The sequence below is a fragment of the Mycobacterium sp. H4Y genome (assembly GCF_000364405.1).
Classification (GTDB): Bacteria; Actinomycetota; Actinomycetes; order Mycobacteriales; family Mycobacteriaceae; genus Mycobacterium; species Mycobacterium intracellulare.
The window spans coordinates 296318-319805 of record NZ_AKIG01000001.1 but is presented as its reverse complement, the minus strand read 5'-3'; the positions used below and the strand labels follow the sequence as shown (position 1 = coordinate 319805).

General features: G+C 67.9%; 24 protein-coding genes and 1 tRNA gene. 7 read left to right on the top strand and 18 right to left on the bottom strand.

The annotated features are described in order from the left end of the window. Positions 1 to 55 precede the first annotated feature (55 nt). Positions 56 to 1588: a dolichyl-phosphate-mannose--protein mannosyltransferase gene (locus tag W7U_RS01570; protein WP_008254127.1), complete on the top strand. Its 1533-nt coding sequence runs from the start codon at positions 56 to 58 to the stop codon at positions 1586 to 1588. 75 nt (positions 1589 to 1663) lie between these two features. On the opposite strand, the gene arcA is transcribed toward W7U_RS01570, so the two are convergent. Next, positions 1664 to 2875, bottom strand: coding sequence for an arginine deiminase (gene arcA, locus W7U_RS01565; protein WP_008254126.1), 1212 nt, complete (start codon positions 2873 to 2875; stop codon positions 1664 to 1666). A 97-nt stretch (positions 2876 to 2972) separates the two neighbouring features. Here arcA and W7U_RS01560 point away from each other — a divergent pair, with 97 nt between their 5' ends. Next, entirely contained in the window at positions 2973 to 3569 is a 597-nt protein-coding gene (locus W7U_RS01560) for an alpha-ketoglutarate-dependent dioxygenase AlkB (RefSeq protein WP_009954975.1), read from the top strand. A 4-nt stretch (positions 3570 to 3573) separates the two neighbouring features. On the opposite strand, the gene W7U_RS01555 is transcribed toward W7U_RS01560, so the two are convergent. The 10 genes from W7U_RS01555 to W7U_RS01510 form a co-directional block, all read right to left on the bottom strand. Next, entirely contained in the window at positions 3574 to 4224 is a 651-nt protein-coding gene (locus W7U_RS01555; RefSeq protein ID WP_008254124.1) for a DUF5642 family protein, read from the bottom strand. A gap of 27 nt (positions 4225 to 4251) precedes the next feature. Continuing rightward, positions 4252 to 4941 carry a DUF5642 family protein gene (locus W7U_RS01550; RefSeq protein WP_008254123.1) on the bottom strand — a complete coding sequence of 230 codons (690 nt, stop codon included), beginning with the start codon at positions 4939 to 4941 and terminating at the stop codon, positions 4252 to 4254. Positions 4942 to 4997: 56 nt separating this feature from the next. Beyond that, positions 4998 to 5948 (bottom strand): GNAT family N-acetyltransferase, encoded by a 951-nt coding sequence (locus tag W7U_RS01545; protein ID WP_085976476.1) that lies wholly within the window; start codon positions 5946 to 5948, stop codon positions 4998 to 5000. A 228-nt stretch (positions 5949 to 6176) separates the two neighbouring features. Continuing rightward, positions 6177 to 6731 (bottom strand): HAD-IIIA family hydrolase, encoded by a 555-nt coding sequence (locus tag W7U_RS01540; protein ID WP_008254121.1) that lies wholly within the window; start codon positions 6729 to 6731, stop codon positions 6177 to 6179. An 8-nt stretch (positions 6732 to 6739) separates the two neighbouring features. Further along, positions 6740 to 7357: an SIS domain-containing protein gene (locus W7U_RS01535; protein ID WP_170320552.1), complete on the bottom strand. Its 618-nt coding sequence runs from the start codon at positions 7355 to 7357 to the stop codon at positions 6740 to 6742. Then, positions 7345 to 8361 (bottom strand): GHMP kinase, encoded by a 1017-nt coding sequence (locus W7U_RS01530; protein WP_008254119.1) that lies wholly within the window; start codon positions 8359 to 8361, stop codon positions 7345 to 7347. Before W7U_RS01530 ends, W7U_RS01535 begins: the two co-directional genes overlap by 13 nt. Before the next feature lie 146 nt (positions 8362 to 8507). After that, on the bottom strand, positions 8508 to 9641 hold the full coding sequence (locus W7U_RS01525) for a M28 family peptidase (protein WP_008254118.1): 1134 nt from the start codon (positions 9639 to 9641) through the stop codon (positions 8508 to 8510). A gap of 89 nt (positions 9642 to 9730) precedes the next feature. Beyond that, positions 9731 to 11524: a CocE/NonD family hydrolase gene (locus tag W7U_RS01520; protein WP_008254117.1), complete on the bottom strand. Its 1794-nt coding sequence runs from the start codon at positions 11522 to 11524 to the stop codon at positions 9731 to 9733. A gap of 475 nt (positions 11525 to 11999) precedes the next feature. Next, positions 12000 to 12482: a hypothetical protein gene (locus W7U_RS01515; RefSeq protein ID WP_014383927.1), complete on the bottom strand. Its 483-nt coding sequence runs from the start codon at positions 12480 to 12482 to the stop codon at positions 12000 to 12002. Between the two features lie 141 nt (positions 12483 to 12623). Continuing rightward, positions 12624 to 13922, bottom strand: coding sequence for a cytochrome P450 (locus tag W7U_RS01510; RefSeq protein WP_081490068.1), 1299 nt, complete (start codon positions 13920 to 13922; stop codon positions 12624 to 12626). 189 nt (positions 13923 to 14111) lie between these two features. Between W7U_RS01510 and W7U_RS01505 the strand changes: the two genes are divergently transcribed. Together W7U_RS01505 and W7U_RS01500 are read left to right on the top strand one after the other, a co-directional pair. Then, positions 14112 to 14846, top strand: a complete 735-nt coding sequence (locus W7U_RS01505) for a GntR family transcriptional regulator (RefSeq protein ID WP_008254112.1) — start codon at positions 14112 to 14114, stop codon at positions 14844 to 14846. Next, positions 14843 to 15541 carry a sterol desaturase family protein gene (locus tag W7U_RS01500; RefSeq protein WP_008254110.1) on the top strand — a complete coding sequence of 233 codons (699 nt, stop codon included), beginning with the start codon at positions 14843 to 14845 and terminating at the stop codon, positions 15539 to 15541. The genes W7U_RS01505 and W7U_RS01500 overlap by 4 nt, the downstream gene beginning before the upstream one ends. A gap of 197 nt (positions 15542 to 15738) precedes the next feature. On the opposite strand, the gene W7U_RS01495 is transcribed toward W7U_RS01500, so the two are convergent. Both W7U_RS01495 and W7U_RS01490 read right to left on the bottom strand, forming a co-directional pair. Next, positions 15739 to 16668, bottom strand: a complete 930-nt coding sequence (locus tag W7U_RS01495) for a TIGR03619 family F420-dependent LLM class oxidoreductase (protein ID WP_008254108.1) — start codon at positions 16666 to 16668, stop codon at positions 15739 to 15741. A gap of 85 nt (positions 16669 to 16753) precedes the next feature. Then, positions 16754 to 17377: an NAD(P)-binding domain-containing protein gene (locus W7U_RS01490; protein ID WP_008254104.1), complete on the bottom strand. Its 624-nt coding sequence runs from the start codon at positions 17375 to 17377 to the stop codon at positions 16754 to 16756. Positions 17378 to 17479: 102 nt separating this feature from the next. Between W7U_RS01490 and W7U_RS01485 the strand changes: the two genes are divergently transcribed. Then, entirely contained in the window at positions 17480 to 17959 is a 480-nt protein-coding gene (locus W7U_RS01485; RefSeq protein ID WP_008254102.1) for a MarR family winged helix-turn-helix transcriptional regulator, read from the top strand. Positions 17960 to 18081: 122 nt separating this feature from the next. Here W7U_RS01485 and W7U_RS01480 read toward each other — a convergent pair. The 5 genes from W7U_RS01480 to W7U_RS01460 all read right to left on the bottom strand — a co-directional run bounded on the left by W7U_RS01480 (position 18082) and on the right by W7U_RS01460 (position 22385). Continuing rightward, positions 18082 to 18154 (bottom strand) — tRNA-Ala (locus W7U_RS01480). A 50-nt stretch (positions 18155 to 18204) separates the two neighbouring features. Next, positions 18205 to 19248, bottom strand: coding sequence for a gephyrin-like molybdotransferase receptor GlpR (gene glpR / locus W7U_RS01475; protein WP_050989408.1), 1044 nt, complete (start codon positions 19246 to 19248; stop codon positions 18205 to 18207). Between the two features lie 202 nt (positions 19249 to 19450). Further along, a complete protein-coding gene (locus tag W7U_RS01470) occupies positions 19451 to 20104 on the bottom strand; it encodes a GNAT family protein (protein WP_179300127.1) in 654 nt (217 codons plus the stop codon). A gap of 20 nt (positions 20105 to 20124) precedes the next feature. After that, a complete protein-coding gene (glp, locus tag W7U_RS01465; RefSeq protein WP_008254095.1) occupies positions 20125 to 21414 on the bottom strand; it encodes a gephyrin-like molybdotransferase Glp in 1290 nt (429 codons plus the stop codon). A gap of 59 nt (positions 21415 to 21473) precedes the next feature. Further along, positions 21474 to 22385: a UTP--glucose-1-phosphate uridylyltransferase gene (locus tag W7U_RS01460; RefSeq protein ID WP_008254094.1), complete on the bottom strand. Its 912-nt coding sequence runs from the start codon at positions 22383 to 22385 to the stop codon at positions 21474 to 21476. 76 nt (positions 22386 to 22461) lie between these two features. Here W7U_RS01460 and W7U_RS01455 point away from each other — a divergent pair, with 76 nt between their 5' ends. Together W7U_RS01455 and W7U_RS01450 are read left to right on the top strand one after the other, a co-directional pair. Further along, a complete protein-coding gene (locus W7U_RS01455) occupies positions 22462 to 23061 on the top strand; it encodes a 5-formyltetrahydrofolate cyclo-ligase (protein ID WP_008254092.1) in 600 nt (199 codons plus the stop codon). An 88-nt stretch (positions 23062 to 23149) separates the two neighbouring features. Then, entirely contained in the window at positions 23150 to 23488 is a 339-nt protein-coding gene (locus W7U_RS01450) for an FmdB family zinc ribbon protein (RefSeq protein ID WP_008254090.1), read from the top strand.

Genomic DNA, 23488 nt, shown 5'->3' with positions numbered 1-23488 from the left:
GACTGCCCCGCCCCGCGAATCCCCCTTGAACGCCCAGGGTGTCGAAAAGGAGCGCGTGGTCCCGGTCGTCAGCCCGGGCCCGCGGGTTCCGGTGGCCGATTTCGGTCCGACCGATCACGTCCGCGGCTGGGTGGTGACCGGCGTGATCACCGTGGCGGCCGCGGTGACCCGCTTCCTGAACCTGGGCTCGCCCACCGATGCCGGCACGCCGGTCTTCGACGAGAAGCACTACGCCCCGCAGGCTTGGCAGGCGCTGCACAACCACGGGGTGGAGGACAATCCGGGGTTCGGTCTGGTTGTCCACCCGCCGGTGGGCAAGCAGCTCATCGCGATCGGCGAGGCGATCTTCGGCTACAGCGGCGTCGGCTGGCGGTTCACCGGCGCATTGCTCGGCGTGGTCATGGTCGCGCTGGTGATGCGGATCGTCCGGCGGATCAGCCGGTCGACGCTGGTCGGCGCGATCGCCGGGGTGCTGGTCATCTGCGACGGCGTCAGCTTCGTCGCCTCGCGGACCGCGCTGCTCGACGGCATTCTGACGTTTTTCGTGGTCGCCGCGTTCGGCGCGTTGATCGTCGACCGCGACGAGGTGCGGCAACGAATGCACGTCGCGCTGCTGCAGGGCCGCAATGCCGACACGGTGTGGGGCCCACGCCTGGGTGTGCGGTGGTGGCGCTTCGGCGCCGGGGTGCTGCTCGGATTGGCATGCGGCACAAAGTGGTCGGGCCTGTACTTCGTGGTGTTTTTCGGCGTGATGTCGCTCGCGTTCGACGTGGCCGCGCGCCGCCAGTACCAGGTCGACCGGCCCTGGATGGGGACGCTGCCACGCGACCTCATCCCCACCGGCTATGCGCTGGGCCTGATTCCGGTGCTGGTGTACCTGGCCAGCTACGCCCCGTGGTTCGCCTCCGAGACGGCCATCGATCGGCACGAGGTGGGCCAGACGATCGGCCCGCATTCGTTGATCCCGCTACCCGATGCGATCCGGTCGCTGTGGCACTACTCGGCCAAGGCTTTTCAATTCCACGCGAGCCTGACGAATGCGGCGGGCAACTATCACCCGTGGGAATCGAAACCGTGGAGCTGGCCGATGTCGTTGCGGCCGGTGCTCTATGCGATCGACGAGCAGAACGTGCCGGGCTGTGGCGCGCAGTCCTGCGTCAAGGCCGAGATGCTGGTGGGTACGCCGGCCATGTGGTGGGTGGCGGTGCCGGTGTTGATTTTCGCGCTGTGGCGCATGCTGGTGCGCCGCGATTGGCGTTACGCCGCTGTGCTGGTGGGCTATTGCGCGGGCTGGCTGCCGTGGTTCGCCAACATCGATCGGCAGATGTACTTCTTCTACGCGGCGACGATGGCGCCGTTTTTGGTGATGGCCATCGCGCTGATTTGCGGCGACATCCTCTACACCCCGGGGGCGCCCGCCCGGGGGCCCGGGGTGAACTCGGAGCGACGCACGCTGGGGTTGATCGCCGTCTGCGCCTATGTGGCGTTGGTGGTGACCAACTTCGCCTGGCTGTTCCCGGTGCTCACCGGTCTGCCGATTTCGCAGCAGACGTGGAACATGGAGATCTGGCTGCCCAGCTGGCGTTAGTACCGCGAGCAGACGCAAAAGCACCTAAAATTCCGGCGTGTCGGGTGCTTTTGTGTCTGCTCGCGGTGTTGCGCTTCAGACCGCATCGCGGCTCACGGGGCACGACATGCAGCGCGGCCCGCCGCGGCCGGTGCCCAATTCGGATCCCGCGATGGTCAGCACTTCGATGCCGGCGTCCTGCAGGCGAATGTTGGTCTGCGCGTTGCGTTCGTAGGCGACGACGACGCCGGGCGCCAGGGCCAGCGTGTTGTTGCCGTCATCCCATTGCTCGCGTTCGGCGATGACGGGATCCAGACCGGTGTCGATGACCCGCAGCTTGTCGATCTCCATCGCCTTGGCCGCGCCCTCCAGGAAGGGAACCTCGTCGCTGATGGCGACCCCGTCGGGGGTGCGCTGGATGGTGAACGCCGACAGCGTGTCGACGATGTTGGCGTACATCACCACCGTGTCCGTGTCGACCATCGTGCACACCGTGTCCAGATGCATCTGCGCGCGCCGCTGCGCAATCGGCACTGCGAGCACCGTGTGCGCGAGATCGTCGTCAAACAGGCTGCGGGCCAACGCTTCCGCGCCGGCGGGGGTGGTGCGCTCCCCCACGCCGACCGCGACCACGCCGGGCGCGAGCAGCAGCACGTCACCACCCTCGACGGGCGCGGTACGCGACTCGTAGGCGCGTCGCACCCCGGTGAACCGCGGGTGATGGGCATAGATGAGATCGGTCAACGACGCCTCGCGGACCCGGGCCCGCAGCGCCAGCGTCGGGATCACCACCCGCGGGCCGATCCAGATCGACGAGTCCCGGGTGAACACCAGGTTGGGCAGCGGTTCGATGACGAAATCGCCGCCGTGGTGCATGCGCAGCACCAACGACACGTCGGTGCGGGTGTCCGCGGGCAACTCGTTGAACGTCATGCCCGCCATCAGGACCTGCGCCAGTCGGGCGGGCTCCAGTCCCCGCAGGTACGCCGAAAGCTCTTGCGCCAGTGGCACTCCGAGCCTCCGCGCGTCCACGGCGGCCGCCACGCCCTGCATCCGCGCGGCCCCGCTGTGCGTCAGCGCTTCGGTGAGCAGGTCCGACAGCAACAGCACTTCGACCCCGCGGGAACGCAGCACCTCGGCGAACTGGTCGTGCTCGTCCTGCGCGCGGGCCACCCACGGGAGGCCGTCGAACAGCAGCTGGTCGACGTTGCGCGGGTTGAGGCGGAGCAACTCGGCGCCCGGGCGGTGCACGATGACCGTGCGCAGCGCGCCGACCTCGGACTTGGTGCCCAGCTCAACCTCACCCACGACTCAACCGTAGCGGCGGCGGGGGCCGGACGGGCGCGTCACACGCCCGTCGCGCGGCCCACCCGCCATCGAACGGATGTGCGATAAACTGGGTCGCGTGGAGGTTGCGGTTCAAGGCTCCCTGTTCCAGCACACCGAGCGCCGACAGCTCGGTGACGGCGCGTTCATCGAAATCCGCGCCGGCTGGCTGACCGACGCGGACGACCTGCTGGACGCCTTGTTGTCGACGGTGCCGTGGCGCGAGGAACGCCGCCAGATGTACGACCGGGTGGTCGACGTCCCTCGGCTGGTCAGCTTCCACGACCTCACGGTCGACGATCCGCCGCACCCGATGCTGACGCGGCTGCGGCGGCGGCTCAACGACATCTACGCCGGCGAGCTCGGTGAGCCGTTCACCACGGTGGGGCTGTGCTGCTACCGCGACGGCTCCGACAGCGTGGCCTGGCACGGCGACACGATCGGCCGGAGCAGTTCCGAGGACACCATGGTGGCGATCGTCAGCCTGGGCGCCACCCGCGCGTTCGCGATGCGGCGCCGCGGCGGGGGCCCGTCGCTGCGGCTGCCGCAGGCGCACGGAGATCTGCTGGTGATGGGCGGGTCATGCCAGCGGACGTGGGAGCACGCCGTGCCCAAGACGGCGGCACCGGTCGGTCCTCGGGTGAGCATCCAGTTCCGGCCGCGCGGCGTGCGTTGAAGGTTTAGGCACGCACCGACGCCACCGCTTTGACGAGCAGGTCGCGCGCGCGTTGGGTGTCGACCGGCGCGACGGGCTGATCGGGAATCACCAGCGGGTTGGCGATGACGATCACCTGGTAGTCGCCGAATGAGGCCGAATAGTCGAACAACTCGCCGGTGCGTGGCCCGCCCGGGGTCAGCGCCTGCATGACGCGATGCACGCCCAGCGTGCGGGTGCTGTCGATCTGCGGTGCCTCGACCACCTGGACGCCCCCGCGCAGCTGCGGGCCGGCGAAGGTCACCTTTTGGCAGTCTTTCCCGGGATCGTTGAGGGGCAACGCTTTTGAGGTCTCCAGCGCGATCACCACGAACCGGTTGCCGCGGCCCTCGGCGGTGACCGCGGACATGTTGCCCTGCAGGTCCGCCGGCATGTCCGGCCCGGCCGCCACTTTCGCGCAGTTCGCCGGGTCGAACGTCAATCCGTCGGGCAGTTTTCGGCCGGCCAGCAGCTTGGGATCGATTCCCCGTTCGCTGATGTCGCTGACCTTGAAATCGGGTCCGAAGCTGGACTTGACGTCGGCGACCTTGTTGATGTCGACCTTCGCCTCGGGAGTGACCGATGAGCACCCGGCCAGGACGCAGGCGGCCGCGAGCGCGAGCAACATCTTGGACATCGTGGCCAATCTACCCAAGCGGATAGTTCAGCTGCGCAACGTGGACACCGTTTTGGCGAGCAGATCCGCGGCGAATCGCGGTGGCAGGACCGGAAGCGCTGAACCTGGATCGGTGGTCAGCGTGGTGAACGCGTAAAAGTCGCCCAGATACGCGGTGAATGTGTAGACGCGGGAATCTATTTCGGTGCCCGACTCGACCGATGACCTGACGTCGGCGACCATGCCGATGGTCTGGACACCATCGACGTGCGGCGCATCGGTGAGGTGGACGTGTGCCCCGGTGTTCCCGGCGGTCTCCGACCAGTGGGCACACGCGGTGAGCAGGTCCTCCGGGAAATCCACCGGTCCCGGCAAAGCCACCACCACCGCGTTGACGATGCCGCCGCTCCCCGAGCCCGACACGCCCTGCGCCGATTGGTCGCGCCCGTTCCCTGGGTCGGCGAGCGTCCCGCATTTGGCGGGCTTGGGGTGTGGGTCGTCGCCCAGGCCCCAGATCACCCTCGGCGAGGCGGCGCTGGGGATTCCGGTGCTCACCTCGTAACCGGGCGGCATGTCGCGAATGATCCGTTTGATGTTGGCGGGGTTGACGGCGGCGGTGTTGCTCGGCGGCGATTTCGCCGGAACCGCCGGCGGTTTGGGCGCGGGTTGATGAGCGCACCCGGCGACGGCCAGCGTGAGCGCGGTAGTCAGCGCCGGGCCAATCCCGAACGGCCGCATGAGGCGTTGATAGCACAGGACGCCGCCGTAGCGGCGCCCCCACGCCAGCGCCGGTCTCAGCCGACCGCCTCGATCACCTGCCGGGCCACGCGCCTGATCTGCTCGGCCTCGTCGGGGCCGAACGGCAGGTGACGCGGGTGCGGCACGTCGATCACGGTGGTGATCACACCGATGTCTTCACGCTGCCACACGGCGCTGTAGCGGTCCATGATCGCGCGCATCGGCCCATTGTCGGAAAGCATTCGCGCGGAAAACCTTTCGACACCGTCGACGTCGGCGGCGATGGACAGTGCGCTGATCAAATAGGTGCCGATGCCCCGGCCCTGATAGGCGTCGGCGACGGTGAACGCGATCTCGGCGACCGTCGGGTCGTTTTCGTCGCGGACGAACCGCGCGTCGGCCACCGGGTCGCTGCCGTCGGTGACCACCCACACGAAGTGGTCGACGTAGTCGACCTCCGACAGGTAGTGCATCAACGCAGGCGTGGGAAGACGCGGGGTCATGAAGCGCCGATACAGCGTGTCACCGGAGAAGTAGATGTGTCCGTGCACGGTGCGCTCGCTGTCGCCGGGCAGCACCGGGCGCAGCAACAGGAGCGTGCCGTCGCGCACGCGAATCGGGATCGGCGTGATGAATGCGGCGAGCCGCTGGCGCGCGGTGCGCAACAGCCGCGGCGTGATGCCCGGGATGTGCACCATGCTGGCGAAGGATCTGGTGTCACCGACCCATCCGGTCAGCGGTTCGGCGGCGCTGACCGTCGCGGTCCGGGGAATGTCGCGCAGCAGGGCGATCTCGCCGACGATCATGCCGGGGGACGCATGCTCGACGATCACCACGCCGTCGTCACCGACGTGTTTGATCTCGGCGGTACCCGAGGAGATCAGCAGGAACGACACGGCTTGCTCCCCCTGGCGCATCAGCACCTCGCCGGCCGTGGCGCGCAGGGGCTGCAGGCGGCCCGCCAACGGCGCAAGGTCTTCGGGGGGACATCCCTTGAAGATGTCCATCGTCGCCAGCTCGTCCACCCGGGCGCCGGTCAGTCCGGCCACCGCTACCGACCGCCGCCCGCAGCATCGCGACACCGCTGTGCGCGTCGCGATGGTGCCATGACCTGCCCCGCCTGCTTGCCGTCGTCTGGTGCGCCAGGCCCGAGCCTCCTGGACGCGGTCGGATGTTGCCCAGGTTATGAGCAGGTTGCGGCCGCGGCAAGGATGCCGGCGTCTCATGAGCCGAAACTAGTGCGCGGCCCGGGCGGCCAGGATGAGCTCGACCGCGGCGGCGAGGTCGTCCACCACGATGTCGGCGTCAGGGGACGGCTCGCCGCCGGAGCGGAGCAGGATGGTCGCCGCTCCCGCCGCCCGGCCCGCCCTCATGTCGATGTCGCTGTCGCCGATCATCACCGATGCGGTCAGATCGATGCCGTGTTCGGCCGCGGCGCGCAACAACATGCCGGTGCCGGGTTTGCGGCAGTCGCAACTGTTCGCCGCGTGCGGGCAATGATAGGCGGCGTCGATCCGGGCGCCTTCGTCCGCGAGCAGTTGTTGCAGACGGTTCTGGACGGCAGTGAAATGTGTTGGAACGGAAGCGGGTTCGGAGAGCCACCGCTGGTTGGTCACCAGCACGGTCCGCAGTCCCGCGGCGTTCAGGGCGGCCAGCGCCGCGGCGGCGCCCGGCAGCAGCACCAGGTCCCCGGGTGACCGGATGTACTCACCCTCGGCCGCCTTGACGTTGATGGTGCCGTCTCGGTCCAGAAAGACGGTGCGCACATTGCGCAGATCGGCTACCGCCATCGTCGACGTCAGGACGGCCCGGGAAACAGTGCCGCCTCGACCATTTCGCAAATGGAATGGCCCAGGTGCAGGCATGCCTCCTGAACCCGGGCCGTGTCCTCGCTGGGAACCCGGATGCAGATTTTCGCCACATCGGCCACCTTGCCGCCGAGTGCGCCCGTGAGCGTGACGGTCGTCATTCCCGCCTGGCCGGCGACCTCGAGCGCGCGAACGACGTTGGGAGAGTTGCCCGACGTGGTCAGCCCGATCACCACGTCCCCGGAGCGCCCGGTGGCGAGAACCTGGCGGGCGAACACCTCGTCGTAGGAGTAGTCGTTGGAGATCGCCGTGATCGCGGCCGTCGCGTCGGGTAGGCTGATCGCCGCCAGACCGGGACGGTCAAAGGCGTAGCGCCCCATGAGTTCTGCCGCCAGGTGCCCAGCGTCTTGCGCCGATCCCCCGTTGCCGAAGAAGATCACCTTCCCCCCGGCGCGCAGCGAGTCGATGATCGCGCGCGCGACCTCGACGGTCTGCGCGGCGACATCGCCCTGCTGCATCTGTTGCTTGACCGCGATCGTGTCGGCCAAGCGCTGCTGAACCAGCCGCACGCTCGGCGAGACCGCGTCCGAGCCGCTCATGCCAGCCATGTCGTCAATCCCTTGCTCTCGAACGCGAATTCGGTGACGTTGGCCTCCGCGCCCTCGAGCGCTTCGATGAGCCGGTGCTTCTTGGCGAAGTCACAGAACAACAGGATGTATCCCCCACCGCCGGCCCCGGTGAGCTTGCCGCCCAGCGCCCCGTTCTTCAGGGCCAGCTCGTATAGGTCGTCGATACGCTCGTTGGTGATGTAGGGCGACATGCGCTTCTTCTGGGTCCACGCCTCGCCCAGCAGCACACCGAAGTCGTTCAGCTTGCCTGTCAGCAACGCCGCTTTCATCGCGACCGCCAAGTCCTTCTGGGCCCGCAGGCCCTCCAGCGTGTCATCCGAACCTGTTGTGGCGCGGCGGGTTTGGTCCTCGATCACCCGCGCCGAGTCGCGGGTGATGCCCGTGTAGCACAGCAGCAGGCTGAGCTCGAGCTCGAAGGCGGTCTCGTCGCGGATTCGCAGCGGATTGACGATCACGCGGTCGGTGAACTCGATGAAGTTGAAGCCGCCGAACGTCGCGGCGTACATGTCCTGCATGCCGCCCGCGATGCCCAGGTCGTCGCGTTCGATGGCACACGCCAGTTGGGCCGTCTCGTATTCGCCCATGGGCACCCGGTAGTGCTCGGCGAGCAGGCCGGTGAGCGCGACCATCATCGTCGACGACGAGCCCAGCCCCGATCCCGGCGGGGCGCTGGAGCGCAGTACCAGGTCGTAGCCGTCCGTGCCGTCGCGGCCGAACCGGCGCACCGCGGCCTTGATCAGATCGAGGCTGCCGTCGTAGAGAATCTCGCTGTCGAGCGTCATCTCGTGCGTGGTCTTGAAGTCCACCGACTCGATGCTGACCCGGCGGTCGGTGCGCGGGGTAAGGGATCCCTGGGCGTAGCGGTCGATGGTCGCCGACAGGACGCAGCCGCCTTCGGTCGTCGGGAACGGGGGCACGTCGGTGCCGCCGCCGGCGAACGAGATCCGCAACGGCGCTCGCGCGCGGATTCGTGGACGCGTCATGGGGATTCTCTGTCGAGCGGATCGCCCAGCTGCGAGACCACGCGTGCCACGTGCCAACCCCATCGTTCTGCGTCCGGAAGCGCCGCCAGACTAACAGGCTGACCAGCACGATTGTCGGGTTTTCGCCCGACTGCTCTAAGCCCGGCTCAGGCGATCTGCTGGCTTGGCTGCAGCACGAAATCGACGATGATGGCGGCCATATCGTCGATGGCGCGGCGCGGGATGACCTCATAGCCGTGGGTGCTCAGCGTGGGCAGGCACAGCAGGCCGGCGCGCGCAGTCTGCCCGGTGGCCTTGGCGTGCGACGCGTCGGATTCGAATGCGCCCAGCGCGGCCGGCTGTGGGGACAACCCCTGGTCGGTGGCGATTTTCAGCAGCCGGTCGGCGACCTCCTTGTCGTAAATGCACAACGCGTCGCTGTAGCCGACGATCGGGCCGCCACTGACCGTGGTGTTGTATTCGACTTCGGTGGGGCCGACTTCCAGGGCGAGCGTGAGGTGGCCGGGCAGCGTCGCGCTGGCGTAGGTGCCCCCCACCCCGCCGATCTCCTCGTTGGTGGTGAAGACCAGGTAGACGTCGTCGGCCGGGCGTTGGTCGCGCTCGCGCAACAGGCGGGCGGCGTTCAGCAGCGCGGTCACCGCGGCGCGGTCGTCGAGGAAGTAGGCGCCGACGTAGTCTCCGATCTCGACCACGGATCGCTTGCTGCGGTCGACGCACACCCGGGTGCCGGCGTGCACGCCCGCCGCGGCCAGCTCCTCGGTGCTGCGGCCGGTGAAGACGTACACGTGATGCCAGTCCAGTGCGCGGTCGCCCTTGTCGGGCTTGGTCTCCCAGATCCGCGAGCTTTCCTGGGTGGTGTGCTCGGAGCCGAGAGCCAGTACGGCGGTGAGGGTTTCGTTGTCGCCGAGCACCGCGACCGGGCCGAGTCCGAAGTTGCCCGGGTACATCGTTCCCAGCTGCGTCAAATGCAGCGTGCCGTCGGATTCCACGCGTTTGACGATCATCGACAGCTCGTCCATGTGTGCCATCACCCGGGTCGCGGTGCCGGGGATGGCCTGTGTGCGCTGGCGGTGGTCGGGCGCCCCGGTGTTATTGGCCGACGCATTGGCGGCGACGTAGCCGATCAGGTTTCCGGCGTCGTCGGTCCACATGTCGTCGACGAGGGGTTGCAGTTCGCGGGCGATGACGGCGCGGACCTCGTCCTCCTGCCCGCACGGCCCATAGGTCCACAGGAGTTCTTGCAGCAGGTGGTCGGTGGCATCGCGGTCGGGGTGCGCCATGGGATCCTCTTCCGTCATCGGGTTCAGAGGACCAGTACCCGCGATGTCCTGCGGCTACGCCAACGCCGTCAGGGGTTCCGATGCCTGGTTCAGCTCACGGCGTCCGGGTCTGCCAACGAAACAAGGAGGTGCGACGGCGTCGGCCCGCCCTGATGCAGTTGGTAGCGCCCGCCGGCCAAGGCTCGGCGAGCCGGCTTGCTGGGCACCAGATGCGGAAAGTCATAGGTGGTGATCGTCAGGCGCAGCCGGTGGCCCGCGGCGATCAGCGCGGCCGTCGGAAAGATTTCGATGTCGTAGCGGGTGAGCTCGCCGGGCACGACGGGCTGCGCGGCCGCTCGGGTGCTGAGGTGCTGCGGGCGCAGAACGGTGCCGTCGGGCAGGTACCAGGTGCGGTCGGGATCCAGCTTCCGGTGCGAACCGAGTAGCGCGCCCTGGGTCAGCGGACGGCTGGCACCGTCGGGGGCGACGGCATCAAGGTGGGCGACCCACACCGTCTCGGTGGTGGTGGCCGTCGCGTGGATGGTCAGCGCGATCGGTCCGGCCACCAGCTTCGCGTGCCCGAATGGCTCGGTGGTGTAGGACAGCGCGCCGCGCTGCAGGCGCCGGTTGTCCTGGTCGTAGCGGATGGTGCGGCCGCGTTGGGAGAACAGAAAGCTGCTCAGCCCCAGCGACCACTGCTCCAGGCTGCGGCCCGACAGGGGTCCGCGCGGGACATAGGTCAGCGGCGCAACAGTGGTGTGGGGCGAGGCATCCGAACTCAGCCGGCCCGCGTCGGACAGGTAGAAACGAGTGGGCGTCGCCTCGGCGAGCGGATAGTCGTCGGCGCGATACCAGTTCGAGCTTCCGATCGCCTGGAACGTCAGCGGCTTCCCCGCAATCGCCGCGCGCGCATCGTCTTTGAGCCAGTGCTCGAACCAGCGCAACTGCAGCGCCTGAAGGTGCAGCCCGCCGTGGTCCGACACGTGATACCACGGGCCCATCATCAATCGGATCCGGTCCGAGACGGGTTGGCCGGGTTCCATCGGTGCGTCGTCGGGCCGGCCGGCGGCCGCGTTCTGCAGCGCGGCGTAGTTCAGGGGCGCCCCGCGCTGAAACGCGTCGTGCCATCCGCCGACGAGGAAGGTCGCGACGCCGTTGGCGGCGATCTTGGACAGGACCAGCCCCGGACTCATCGCGTCCCAAAACGGGCCGTCATAGGCGGTCTCGCCGCCGGCGACAACCTCGGCGATCAGTGGCCGGAAGTAGCGCCGCTGATCGCGTCCGCGCTGGCGAACCGCGGCGAGACCGCCCGAGCGCGGCCGCTCGTGACCGCCGCGGGCGAGCCACTCCAGCGTCGGATTGACCACGTTGAGCAGCGTGTAGACCGACCCGTATCCGCGGACCGCGTGCAGGTGCGGCACGCCGCCCATGGTGGCGGCGTCGCGATAGAAATCGCGGGCCGCCATCACCGGGAAGATCGCCTTCAGGGGCGAGTCCGGGCCGACGGCGGCCGCGGTGAAGAGTTGGTTGATCGCCAGGTAGGACAGCCCCACCATGCCGACGCGGCCGTCGGCGTTGGGCAGCGTGGTCGCCCACTGCACCAACTCCACGCCGTCCTGCGTCTGCCGGTCGCCGCACATCTCGAACGAACCGCCCGACGAACCGGTGCCGCGGACGTCGACCATCACCTCGATGTAGCCGCGCTTGATGAGGTAGGGCGCCGCGCCGCCGCCGATTTGTGCGGCCGGCGGCGGGGCTTTCTTGCCGTAGGGCGTGATCGACAGCAAGACGGGAAACGGGCCTTCGGCGGCCTGCCCCGTCTCGGGCACCGTCGGGTAGTGGATGTCGGCGCGCAGTTCGACGCCGTCGCTCATCGGCACGGCGACGTTGTGTCGCACGCCCACGCCGTAGGTCGCCGGGGGCGGCGTCCACTCCGGCGCGAACGGCGATGGACTGGTCTTGCGGACGCGTCGCGCAGGTTTGCGCCTGGATCGCAGAGTCGTCCTTGATCTCACCATCGGTAGAGCTCCCCCTGAGGCCCCGCGGCGCCATCGCCGCGAATCATCAGCGAATTTAGAGCACCGTCCTCAGCGGAACTGAGGGGGTGTCACGATGGCGCGGCCGCTTCCGCCGGTCGTCGGACGCAGCGGTCCAGCGACCCCGCCGATTGCCTTCGACGCCTAACGGTTTCGGCGGCCTCGCGATGCGGATCGGCCACTGATTTCGCAAGGCGCTCGCAGGCGGCGACCGGCGACTCGCGCTGACAGATCGCCGATTCCACCCGTGACCCCAGCTTGTCATTGCCATAAACAGTCCCGCGGCCTCTGACTTCGTCCGAGGCGGGGCCCGCTGAAAACCACGGGCCCCCAGCCGATTTCGTCATACCGCCTCGTCCTGGGCGTCGGACACGAAATGGGTGACGCTCGGATGCAGATGTCGCAACAGCTCCTCACCGGAGAACTGCATGCGCTCGGCCTCATCCAGGAAAGCAGACTGTGCGGCCGAGGATTCGTAGACCAATCCCGCGCCTTTCGCTACGCTCGGCTCGCGCACCGCCTTGCGCTTCTTCAAACGCATCAGCTCGGGATGCATCTTCTTCCGCTGTGCGGGAGGGACCAGCGCACCGCGGTTGAAGGGCCTCATACCAAGCTTGTCCGCGACCTCCCGGACCTGACAAGTCTTCAGCCGGTAGCGCCAAGCGATTTGCGAAATCGTGAACCACCCCCGTGGCATCCGCCAGATCCAGCCCGCCACGGTAACCACCGTCAACACAACCGCCAGGGTCGCTTCAGGGCGGAACAGCTTCCCGGAGAACTTGATCGTCACGATCCCGACTACCAGCATGACGACGAGAGCTGACACGAAAAAAATCTGAGCCGGACTCACCCCGCCCCCTTGCTTCCACCGCGAGTACGTCCAACGGTCTCAGACCCGGCTGGCGGTGAAACCGCGACACGCCGAAGCGTGCCGAGTGGCGGTTTCGTGGACATGCGTTTGACTGAGTTATTCGAGCACTACGGTGGTTCCGCGACCCGGCACCTGGGTGATCGACCGGCGGTGTATCGGCTCGGATTTAGCGTCGACGGGGCGCACCCGCATGGTGGTGAACATCGCGCCGAGCACAATCCGCATCTCGCATTCGGCGAAAGTCGCTCCAAGGCAACGGCGCACGCCTCCTCCGAATGGAATCCACGTGTACGTTCCCGCGCGGTTGTCGAGAAACCGCTCGGGACGAAACTGTTTCGGGTCGGGGTAGATGTCGGGACGGCGGTGCATGAGATAGATCGAGGGCGCGACCTTGACGCCGGCGGGCAGTGAAAACCCGTCGACCTCCATGGGTTCGGTGAGTCGTCTGCTCACCAGGGCGAGCACGGGCCGCATCCGGAGTGTCTCCTTCACCACGGCATCGACGTACCTCTGGCCGTCGTCGGCGTGCGCCTCTTCGATAAGGCGCGAATGCGCGTCCGGGTGACGGATGATCCGCTCGACCGCCCACGCCAGTCCCGATGCCGTTGTTTCGTGGCCTGCCAATAGCAACGTGATGAGTTCGTCGCGAATCTCTTGATCGCTCATCGGATTACCGTCTTCGTGCCTGGCCTTCAACAGCATCGAGAGGACGTCGGTGCGGGTATCGAGGTCGGCTTGCCGACGGCGCGTGGCGATCTCTTCATGAAGCAGGCGATCTACGTCGGCCAGCAACTTGTGAGTGAGCGCAGTCCTCATCTTCTGGGGCCCTACGAGCAAGAGGAAAAATTGCGCCGCGCCGTTGGTTGTGAGAACGAGCGTCCGCTGTAGCGCCTGGCGCAACCGGTCCATGCTCTGCCCGCGCTCGAGTCCGAACACAAGGTGCAGGATGACTTCGAGCGTCAACGCTTGCATCCGGGGATGCAGCCGCACCGGCACACCGCGGGGCCAGCGGGCAATCTCGGCCTCGGCAATGGCGCTCATCGTGCTCATGTAGCTCTGCAACTGATTGCCGCGAAACGCGGGCATGAGGAGTCGACGCTGTTCTCTGTGTGCGTCGCGGTCGAGCAGTAGCACCGAGTTCTGGCCCACCACGGGCTGCAGGATGCGGTTTGCTTCCCCGGCGAGCACCAATTCGGGAGGCGAGGTGAAGATCTGCCGCACCGCATCGGGATGCGAGACCATCACGATCGGTCCCTCGCCGACCAGCTTCATGGTGAACGTGTCGCCGTATCGGGCGGCGGCGCGGTCCATGAACTCCCATGGACGAGCGATCCATTCAGCAGTTTGTACTGCCACCGGTGCTCGAGGACCGGGTGGCAGCGTGTCGGCAGCCATCGATCACCCCCGACGGGGACGGCGCGTGCTAGGTAGCTTGGGCAACTTTATGTGCTGAGGCTGCCGGCCACCAGAGACTCGCCGACGGCATGCCTCTGCGGCGCGAGCGGCGCCTCGAAACGCGTAATACGCCTATCGCACTGGTCTGACCACTTGACGTCTGGCCAATGGCTCCGGCATGGTGGGGGCATGGCCCTGCGCCCCGTGACCCGACAGTCGATACCCGACCACGTCTTCGAGCAGATCATGTCCGACGTGCTCAGTGGCGAACTCGCGCCCGGGGAGCTGCTGCCCAGTGAGCGAAGACTCGCGGAGGTGCTGGGGGTGTCCCGGCCGGTGGTTCGCGAGGCGCTCAAGCGCCTCACCGCTGCCGGCCTGGTCGAGGTTCGGCAGGGTGACGCCACCACCGTGCGGGACTACAAGCGTCACGCGGGCCTGGACCTGTTGCCCCAGTTGCTGCTTCGCGGTGGGGATCGTGGCGACGAGCTGGACGTGGCGGTCGTGCGCAGCATTCTGGAGACCCGGCTGCACAACGGTCCCAAAGTCGCCGAACTGGCCGCCGAACGGGGCGGCCCGCAGGCGGCCGGCGTGCTCGAGGCCGCCGTGGACGCGCTCGCCGCCGAAGAGGATCCGACGGAACGTCAACGCGCGGCGCTGACGTTCTGGGACCACGTCGTCGACGCCGCGGACTCCATCGTGTTCCGGCTGATGTTCAACACCCTGCGGGCCACCTACGAACCCGCACTCCCGGCGCTCGACACCGCGATGGCCGCCGAGGTCAATCGCCCGGAGCTGTACCGCCAAGTGGCACAGGCGATCACCGCCGGCGATCCGGTCGGGGCCAAACGTGCCGCGACCGAACTCCTCGAGCCGGCCACCCGCGGCCTGCTCACCGCCCTATCCAGCCTGGATGACGAGCAATGAGAACACCCGTACGCAGCAACCTCACCCTGTCCGCGGCGGGCCGGGAGTTTTGGCGCCACCCTTCTCCCTGGGGCCTCGCACTGACGTTCGCCGGGGCGCTGACGGCCCGGATCGTCGTCGGTGACTGGCGGCTCACCGACGTCGTGCTGCCGGCGCTCATGATCGCGGCCTTCCCGGTCTTCGAGTGGATCATCCACGTCGCCATCCTGCACTGGCGGCCGCGCAGTGTCGGTCGCTTCGTCGTGGACCCCTTGCTGGCGCGCAAACATCGCGAACATCACTGCGAGCCGCGGAAAGTCGAGCTCATCTTCATCCCGTGGCAGACGTTGCCCTGGGTGATCCCGACGGCCGTCGCCGTAGCGTTCGTGGCCTTTCCTCGGCTCGGCCTCGGGCTGACGTACCTGGTCGTCTTGACCGCCGTCGGGCTGGCCTACGAGTGGACGCATTACCTCATCCACACCGACTACAAGCCCAAAAGCAGTGTGTATCGGTCGGTTTGGCGTAACCATCGACGGCATCACTTCAAAAACGAACACTACTGGTTCACCGTCACCACCACCGGAACCGCCGACCGGCTGCTCGGCACGTACCCGGACCAGTCGACGGTACCGACCTCCCCGACAGCCAAGAATCTGCACGGTGTGAGTGCGAGCTCGACCAACGCTGCGGCATCCGGACGGTTTGTACCTCGATAACGAAAACTATTGCTGAATCTACTGATCAACCACTGTGTACCGGACGGTGGTCAAAACGACTGCACGCGCCCCTCTGACCTAGTTCTGTCTTAATCGGACTGGCAGCATTGAACCCGGGCCCACTTTGCCCCGGTCGGACGTAGTCTGAATTTCAATGTGCTGCATCGTCTTTCGTGGGCTTCACCTGCGCAAGGGCGCTACCGGTTGATCACGCGTGATACCGCTACCTTGTCGTCAAGTTTTCGCGTGGTGCGTGCAATTACCTGACCGGCGAAGTCAAGCAACTCCTCAAGGGTGGGGAACATTGCGAAGGCATCCACGATCGCCTCGTCGGCGCCTGACTCGGCGAGGCGCTCGAGCTTGTCGGCAACGAAGTCAACGGGCGTGCCCGGTTCGAGGTTGATCCGCATGGCCGTCTTCAGCGCGTCAGGATCGCGGCCGGCGTCCTGGGCCGCGCCGCGCGCGATCGACCACAGGTGGTCGGTGACCTCGTCCTGCAGCCCCTCGACCCCGAGCCAGCCGGTGCCGCTGCGGCCGACCCGGCGCATCGCGGCCTCGCTGGCACCGCCGATCCAGATGGGTGGACCGCCGGCCTGGACCGGGCGCAGTTCGGCATGGACCGGCGGAAGCGAGAAGAACTCGCTTTCCCAGGACACCGGGGTGGTCGTCCACCATTGGTGCAGAAACGCCAGCAGATCATCGAGCATCCGCCCGCGCCGGTGCCAGTCCGCGCCGCGGGCGATGTCGTGTTCGTCCTTCATCCACCCGACCCCCACGCCTACGTCAAGACGGCCGTCGCTGAGCACGTCGAGCGTGGTCAGCAGTCGGGCCAGGTGCACCGGCTCGTAGTAGAACGTGCTGAGCGTGCTGGAGTTCAGCCGCACCCGGCTGGTCGCCGTCGCGGCAACGGTCCACAGCAGCACCGGATCGAGGTACCGGGTCATCTGGGGCGGGTACGGCTGCTCTTTGCCCGGGTAGGTGCTGTGCATATCGACCGGCGTGACCAGGCGATCGCCGACCCACAGCGTGTCGTAGCCAAGGTCCTCGAGTCCGCGGCAGAACGCGCTCAAGCCAACGGCGCTGCTGACAGCGGGCCCGACGATGGGAAGTGCGAAACCAAGTTTCATTGGGATTCCTTTCGGTGATCCATCAACCATTGTTTGGGCTCCCGGCGCCCCGGTCCGTCCACGGCTCGGACCGGGGCGGTGCGCCTCAGGCGGGAACGGTGGCGCCGAGGGCAAAGTTGAAATTCCCCACGCCGTGGCGGGCGAGGCCCATCACGACCAGGCCCATTCCTTCCAGCCAGTGCGCCATGTGCAACGCGCCGACGTCCAGCGGGCGCAGGTCGAGGCTCTCGATGAACGCCGCCACGTCCGCCTTGGCGCGCACGTCGTCGCCGGCGAGGAAGACGTCGAGCGGCCGGCCCTGGCCCAGGACAACGCCGAAGATGGTGTTGAACGCCTTCACCACGCTGGCGCTGGCCGGCGCGGCCTTGGCAACTTGCTGCGCGACCGAGGTGCCATCGGGGATGGCCAGCCCGTCGGCCGCGGCATTGAAGGGGTTGCTGATGTCGACGATGACCTTGCCAGCGAGGGCGTCTCCGTATTGGGCGACGACCGGAACGACATGGGCGTACAAGAGGGCGACGATGACGATGTCCCCGGCCGGAACGGCGCCGAACTCGCCGGTCGTGGCGTTGCGGCCGAGCGTCTTGGCCAGGTCAGCTGCCTTGGACTGATCGCGGCCGATGACCTCGACGGTGTTGCCACCGGCTACCGCCAGCTCGCCGATGGCTCGGGCCATGTTCCCGGTGCCGATGATGCTGATGCTGCTCATGAGGTGAGTCCTGTCTCGAATAGATGAACGAAAAGGTTGATGTGTCTACCTTAAGGGAGGTTTGATGACGCGTCAACCAAATCGGGGTAGCATGAGTGGCTAATGGATGCGAACTGGCTGAACCCCCGTGAAGACCGCGCCTGGCGGGCGTTCCAGCACGCGCATCATCAGCTCGACGTGCACCTGAACCGGGGGCTGCAGGAAATGGGCCTGTCGGGGGCCGACTACCAGATCTTGGCGGTGCTCTCGGAGCACGACCGGGACCGCATGCCCGCCCGCGACCTGTGCAACACACTGGGCTGGGAAAAGAGCCGTGTCTCCCACCAGGTGCGACGCATGGAGAAGGGCGGGCTGATCTGTCGTGAGCCCAACCCCGACGACGCCCGGAGCACCATGGTCTGCCTGCTGCCGGCTGGCCGCGCCGCGATCGAGAAGGCGGCGCCCCGGCACGTGGAGGACGTCCGCCGGAACTTCATCGAACTGCTTACCCCTGCTGAGCTCGACATGCTCGCCGCCCTCAACGAACGAGTCCTGCGCCACCTGACCAAAGACGACTCTCCAGCTGACGACGAGCCCTCGTAGGTGAGACGGCGGCGTCGCATACTTGGTGCCGCGATCGAATCCGCTGCGTACTCACTGCGCGCCGGACACCGTTCGGTGAACGCAAATAACCGGGAAATGCGCTGTTACGTGCTCAAACTTTGTGGAGCTAAGGGGAATCGAACCCCTGACCTACTCGATGCGAACGAGTCGCGCTACCAACTGCGCCATAGCCCCTGACCGCTAGCAGGCTACCAGCCGCGGCACCAACCGCCGAAACGCGAGCACTACTCGCCGACGGCGCGCGGCAAGTCCCGGGGCCACCCGTAGGTCCGCATCGCCATCGCGTAGTCCAGGTGCTCGAAGACCGGGTCCTCGTCGTCGATTTCCAGCACCACCGCGCCCGGGCGGCGCAGCCGCGACGGGACCACGTCGTACTCCCGGTCGTAGGCGTTCTCGACGCCGAGGCGCGCCCGCGCCATCCGCTGCGCCCGGCGGCGGCGCACCTTCTCCTCGATGCGCGTCTGGCGGCGCAGATAACCCAGGTACAGCAGGGTGATGCCGATCGCGCTGCCGCACACCCACCAGGCGCTCGGCGAGATCTTGAACGCCGCGGTGGCCGAGCCGATCAGGACGAGGGCCAGCACCATCAAGACCTTCTTGCGGAACGCGTACTTGCGGGCGCTGACCGCGGCGGCCGTCTTGGCGTCGAGCCGGCGCCGGCGGGCAGCGCTGCGCGGCGTCGGGGCCGGAACGTCGTCGTCGTCGGCGTCTTCGGCGGGGGGCTCCAATCCGGACGAGTCCTCGACGTACTCGTAGCGGTCCTCGTCGTCGTGCTTGGCGACGGCCTCGGTGTCGACGTCGTCCTCGGCCGGTTCCTCGCCGAGGTCCTCGGCCGCAGAATCGCTGGCCCCCACCGGAAGCGCGGCCGAATCCTCGACGACATCGACGTCGAGGTAGTCGGGCTCGGCGGGCTCGGCCAGGGCCATCTTCATGACCACCGGGCGCCGGCGGCTCAGCTCGTCGGTGTCGGCGTCGTCGTCCGTTTCGCGGTCGTGGTCGTCGTCCTCGGCAAGGTCGTGCTCCTCGTCGAGGTCGGTGTCGGCCGAGTCTTCCGGCGGTTGCCAGTCGGGATCGCTGCGGTGACCGGCGGCCGGACCGCTGCGCTTGATCAGCCGGGAGTTGGCCCCGCCGTTGAGGACTCGCGTCGCCAACGCCACGTCGCTGGTGCGGCGCACCGCGTCGCGTTTGCTGACGAGCATCGGCACCAAGACAAACAGCCACAGCACCACGAGCGATATCCACAACAATGACTGCGGGATGCTTGGCATGATGACCTGCTCTCTGTGGTTCTCATCCCCCGCGAAGCCCATCGGTGGCCACCGCGGCCGGGTCATGACGACCAGGACAATTACACACCTGTAATTTGCTTCCCACAAGCACCACGAGTCACTCGTGTCGCGCCAGTCCCAAATCGGCGAAAATCCGGTCACGGTCGGAGCGTCGCCGGCCGTCCCAATTAATAGGTGGCGGTCAGACCCAGCTGGCGTTACCGGCGCGGACCAGCGCCGATGCCACCGATCCGGTGACCTCTTCGACGGTGATGGCCATCAACAGGTGATCGCGCCACGCCTTGTCGACTTCCAGGTAGCGCTGCAACACGCCCTCCTGGCGGAACCCCACCTTTGCCAGCACGGCCCGGCTCGCGGCGTTTTCCGGGCGGACGGTGGCCTCCACCCGGTGCAGCATCACCGGCCCGAAGCAGTGATCGAGCCCCAGAGCCAGGGCCGCGGTCGCCACCCCGCCGCCGGTGGCCGACCGCGGCACCCAGTAGCCGATCCACGCCGACCGCAACGCGCCGTGGGTGACGTTGCCGATGGTCAGCTGGCCGCAGAACTGCCCGTCGAGTTCGATGACGTAGGGCAGCATCCGTCCCTGGCGCGCCTCCGCCCGCAGGCCGGAGCACAGCGCCGGCCACGCGGCCACGGCATGCCGGGCCGTCCAATCACCCTCGGCGCTGGGCTCCCACGGCTCCAGATGCGCGCGATCGCTCAGCCGGATCCGGCTCCACTGCGCGCCATCGCGCAGCCGCACCGCCCGCAGGCGGACCACGCCCGCCGGAACCCGAAGCGGCCCAACGCTCATGGGCCAACCCGGATGACGGGAATTGGAGCGCAAGAGGTTCACCGTGGACGCAGTCGTTCCGCTCAGCCGCGCTGAGCCAAGAAGGCGACGTCGACGATCTCGCCGGTCCGAATCTGCTCGGCGCCGCTGGGCACCACCACCAGACAGTTGGCTTCGGCGAGGGTGGCCAGCAGGTGCGACGACGCGCCCGGGGCGCCGCCGAGCGCCTGCACCAGATACTCCCCACTCTCCTGGTCGCGCATCAGCTGGCCGCGCAGGTAACCCTTGCGCCCGGCCACCGACGTGATGGGCGACAGCGTGCGAGCCTGCACGATGCGGCGCATCGGCTGGCGCTTGCCCAGCGACAGCCGGATCAGCGGGCGCACCATCACCTCGAAAACCACCAGCGCGCTCACCGGATTGGCCGGCAACAGGAACGTCGGGACGCCCTCGCGGCCCAGCTGACCAAAGCCCTGGACGGAGCCGGGATGCATCGCGACCCGGACGACCTCGAGCTCGCCGAGCTCGGAGAGCACCGAACGCACCACTTCGGCCGCCGCACCGCCAACGCCCCCGGCGATGACGATGACCTCGGCGCGATTGATCTGCCCCTCGACGATGTCGCGAAGCTCCTTGGCGCCGCCGCCGACGATCCCGACGCGGTTGACCTCGGCACCGGCGTCGCGGGCCGCGGCCGCAAGCGCGTAGGAGTTGACGTCGTAAACCTGGCCGTTCCCCGGGGTGCGGGAAATGTCGACCAGTTCCCCACCCAGCGCCATGATCGTGACCCGCGGCCGGGGATGAACCAGCACCCGTTCGCGGCCGACCGCGGCCAGCAGCCCGACCTGGGCCGCGCCGATGACCGTTCCGGCGCGCACCGCAACGTCACCGGGCTGGACGTCGTCGCCGGCGCGGCGCACGTAGGCGCCCGACGGCGCCCCGCGGTAGATCCGCACGCGCGACGTCCCGCCGTCGGTCCACCGCATCGGCAGGACCGCGTCGGCCAGGGTGGGCAGCGGGGCCCCGGTCTGCACGCGGACGGCCTGGCGTGGCTGCAAGCGGCTGGGCGTGCGCGTACCCGCCTCGACCGTGCCCATCACCGGCAGCACCAGCCCGTCGCGCCCGTCGCTCTCAGGTGAGTCGTCGACGGGCTCGGGCAGGCTGTCGTGGCCCACCTCGCCGACGCCGAGGACGTCGACGCTGCGCACCGCGTAGCCGTCGATCGCGGCCTGATCGAAACCGGGCATCGGGCGTTCGGTCACCACCTCCTCGGCGCACATCAATCCCTGCGCCTCGGCGATCGCCACACGTATCGGCCGCGGGGCCACCGCGGCAGCCGTGATCCGAGCCTGCTGCTCTTCCACCGAACGCACAGCGCGCCTCTCTGCCCTCGCTGCCTGACGGGCGGCCCGCCGGCCGGGTTACCGCCGGGCTACTGCTCGGCCAGGCCCAATCGCGCCACCAACCATTGCCGCAAATCCGGGCCGTAGTCGTCACGATCCAATGCAAAGTCAACCGCAGCCTTGAGGTAGCCGCCAGGATTTCCCAAGTCGTGTCGAGATCCGCGGTGCACGACCACATGCACCGGGTGGCCCTCCGCGATCAGCAGGGCGATGCCGTCGGTGAGTTGCACTTCGCCACCGGCCCCGCGCTCGGTGCGGCGCAACGCGTCAAAGATGGCGCGGTCGAGCACATATCGGCCCGCCGCGGCGAACAGCGACGGCGCGTCCTCGGCCTTGGGCTTCTCGACCATGCTCTTGACCCGGAGCACGTCGGGGTTCTCATCGTCGGGCACCGGCTCGACGTCGAAAACGCCGTAGGCGCTGATCTCTTCGGGGGTGACCTCGATCGCGCACAACACGGTGCCGCCGTGGTGGGCACGCACCTTCGACATCGTGCCCAGCACGCCGGTCGGCAACACCAGGTCGTCCGGCAGCAGCACAGCGATCGCGTCCTCGTCGTCGGACAGCCGCGATTCCACGCACCCGATCGCGTGGCCGAGCCCCAGCGGTTCGCTCTGCACCACGGACTCGACCTTGATCAGTCGCGGCGCGCGGCGGACCTTGTCGAGCATCGCGGTTTTGCCGCGCTCCTCCAGCGTGCTTTCCAGTACGAGGTCTTCGACGAAATGCGCGACGACGCCGTCCTTGCCCTCGGAGGTGATGATCACCAGCCGCTCGGCACCGGCTTCGGCCGCCTCGGCGGCCACCAGCTCTATGCCCGGGGTATCGACCACCGGTAGCAGTTCCTTGGGAACCGTTTTGGTTGCCGGCAAGAAGCGGGTACCGAGACCGGCGGCGGGCACAACAGCCGTGCGTGGCACCACCACGTTTGGGCATGACATCGTTCACACGATAACCCGCATCCGCTTTGCCGAGTCGATGTGGCGCGGGCAAAGTCCTGGCTGTCATGGTTGACGCATGGCAACCACGGGCAAGGCCGCGTTGCGCGAACAGCTACTCGCGGCCCGGCGCCGCGTTGCCGACGACGTTCGGGCCGCCGAGGCGGACCTACTGCGGGAAAAGTTGGAAGCCCCGGAAAGCATTGTGGCCAGCGACAGCACGGTCTGCGCCTATGTGCCGGTGGGCACCGAGCCGGGGTCGATTGAGCTGCTGGACATGTTGCTGCGCCGCGCCGGCCGGGTGCTGCTGCCGGTTGCGCGTACCACCGCCGACAACACGCCGCTGCCGCTGTCGTGGGGCGAATACCGGCCCGGCACCCTGACCACCGGCCGGTGGGGATTGCTCGAGCCCCCGCAGCCGTGGCTGCCGGCGGCGGCCCTGGCGGAGGCCGCCCTGGTGCTGGTGCCGGCGCTGGCCGTCGACCGCGCCGGCGTGCGGCTGGGCCGGGGGCGGGGGTTCTACGACCGCTCGCTGGGCGGCCGTGACCCCCACGCGCCGCTGGTGGCGCTCGTCCGCGACGCGGAATTGCTGGACGAGATCCCGGCCGGTCCGCACGACGTCCCGATGACCCACGCGCTCACGCCGCAACGAGGGCTGATCGCCCTCGATTCGCACTGACATGTCGGGAATGAGACATGTCACGTGGCGGTTCTAGCACTTGAGACGCTAGAGTGCTAACCAGGTTTGCAATCATCCGGAGGTTTTCGTGCCGACTTACAGCTATCAATGCACCGAGTGCGACGATCGCTTCGACATCGTGCAGGCCTTCACCGACGATGCGCTGACCACGTGCAAACGCTGCTCCGGTCGGCTTCGCAAGCGCTTCAACTCCGTCGGAGTGGTGTTCAAGGGCAGCGGCTTCTACCGCACCGACAGCCGCGAGTCCGGCAAGAAGTCGAGCGCCTCCACCAACGGCTCCTCGTCGAGCGACTCGGGTTCGAGCTCGGGTTCCAGCGAGAAGTCCGGTTCCAATGACAAGTCCGCCTCGAGCGAGAAGTCGAGCAGCAGCTCCACACCCTCCCCCGCCGCCGCGGCCACCAACTGA

What these genes read in the sequence shown, in the direction of transcription:
- W7U_RS01555 (WP_008254124.1), bottom strand. Translation starts at nt 4,224, where the DNA reads ATGTCCAAGATGTTGCTCGCGCTCGCGGCCGCCTGCGTCCTGGCCGGG.
- W7U_RS01550 (WP_008254123.1), bottom strand. Translation starts at nt 4,941, where the DNA reads ATGCGGCCGTTCGGGATTGGCCCGGCGCTGACTACCGCGCTCACGCTG.
- W7U_RS01545 (WP_085976476.1), bottom strand. Translation starts at nt 5,948, where the DNA reads ATGGACATCTTCAAGGGATGTCCCCCCGAAGACCTTGCGCCGTTGGCG.
- W7U_RS01540 (WP_008254121.1), bottom strand. Translation starts at nt 6,731, where the DNA reads ATGGCGGTAGCCGATCTGCGCAATGTGCGCACCGTCTTTCTGGACCGA.
- W7U_RS01535 (WP_170320552.1), bottom strand. Translation starts at nt 7,357, where the DNA reads ATGGCTGGCATGAGCGGCTCGGACGCGGTCTCGCCGAGCGTGCGGCTG.
- W7U_RS01530 (WP_008254119.1), bottom strand. Translation starts at nt 8,361, where the DNA reads ATGACGCGTCCACGAATCCGCGCGCGAGCGCCGTTGCGGATCTCGTTC.
- W7U_RS01525 (WP_008254118.1), bottom strand. Translation starts at nt 9,641, where the DNA reads ATGGCGCACCCCGACCGCGATGCCACCGACCACCTGCTGCAAGAACTC.
- W7U_RS01510 (WP_081490068.1), bottom strand. Translation starts at nt 13,922, where the DNA reads ATGGCTGCCGACACGCTGCCACCCGGTCCTCGAGCACCGGTGGCAGTA.
- W7U_RS01505 (WP_008254112.1), top strand. Translation starts at nt 14,112, where the DNA reads ATGGCCCTGCGCCCCGTGACCCGACAGTCGATACCCGACCACGTCTTC.
- W7U_RS01500 (WP_008254110.1), top strand. Translation starts at nt 14,843, where the DNA reads ATGAGAACACCCGTACGCAGCAACCTCACCCTGTCCGCGGCGGGCCGG.
- W7U_RS01495 (WP_008254108.1), bottom strand. Translation starts at nt 16,668, where the DNA reads ATGAAACTTGGTTTCGCACTTCCCATCGTCGGGCCCGCTGTCAGCAGC.
- W7U_RS01490 (WP_008254104.1), bottom strand. Translation starts at nt 17,377, where the DNA reads ATGAGCAGCATCAGCATCATCGGCACCGGGAACATGGCCCGAGCCATC.
- W7U_RS01485 (WP_008254102.1), top strand. Translation starts at nt 17,480, where the DNA reads ATGGATGCGAACTGGCTGAACCCCCGTGAAGACCGCGCCTGGCGGGCG.
- glpR (WP_050989408.1), bottom strand. Translation starts at nt 19,248, where the DNA reads ATGCCAAGCATCCCGCAGTCATTGTTGTGGATATCGCTCGTGGTGCTG.
- W7U_RS01460 (WP_008254094.1), bottom strand. Translation starts at nt 22,385, where the DNA reads ATGTCATGCCCAAACGTGGTGGTGCCACGCACGGCTGTTGTGCCCGCC.
- W7U_RS01455 (WP_008254092.1), top strand. Translation starts at nt 22,462, where the DNA reads ATGGCAACCACGGGCAAGGCCGCGTTGCGCGAACAGCTACTCGCGGCC.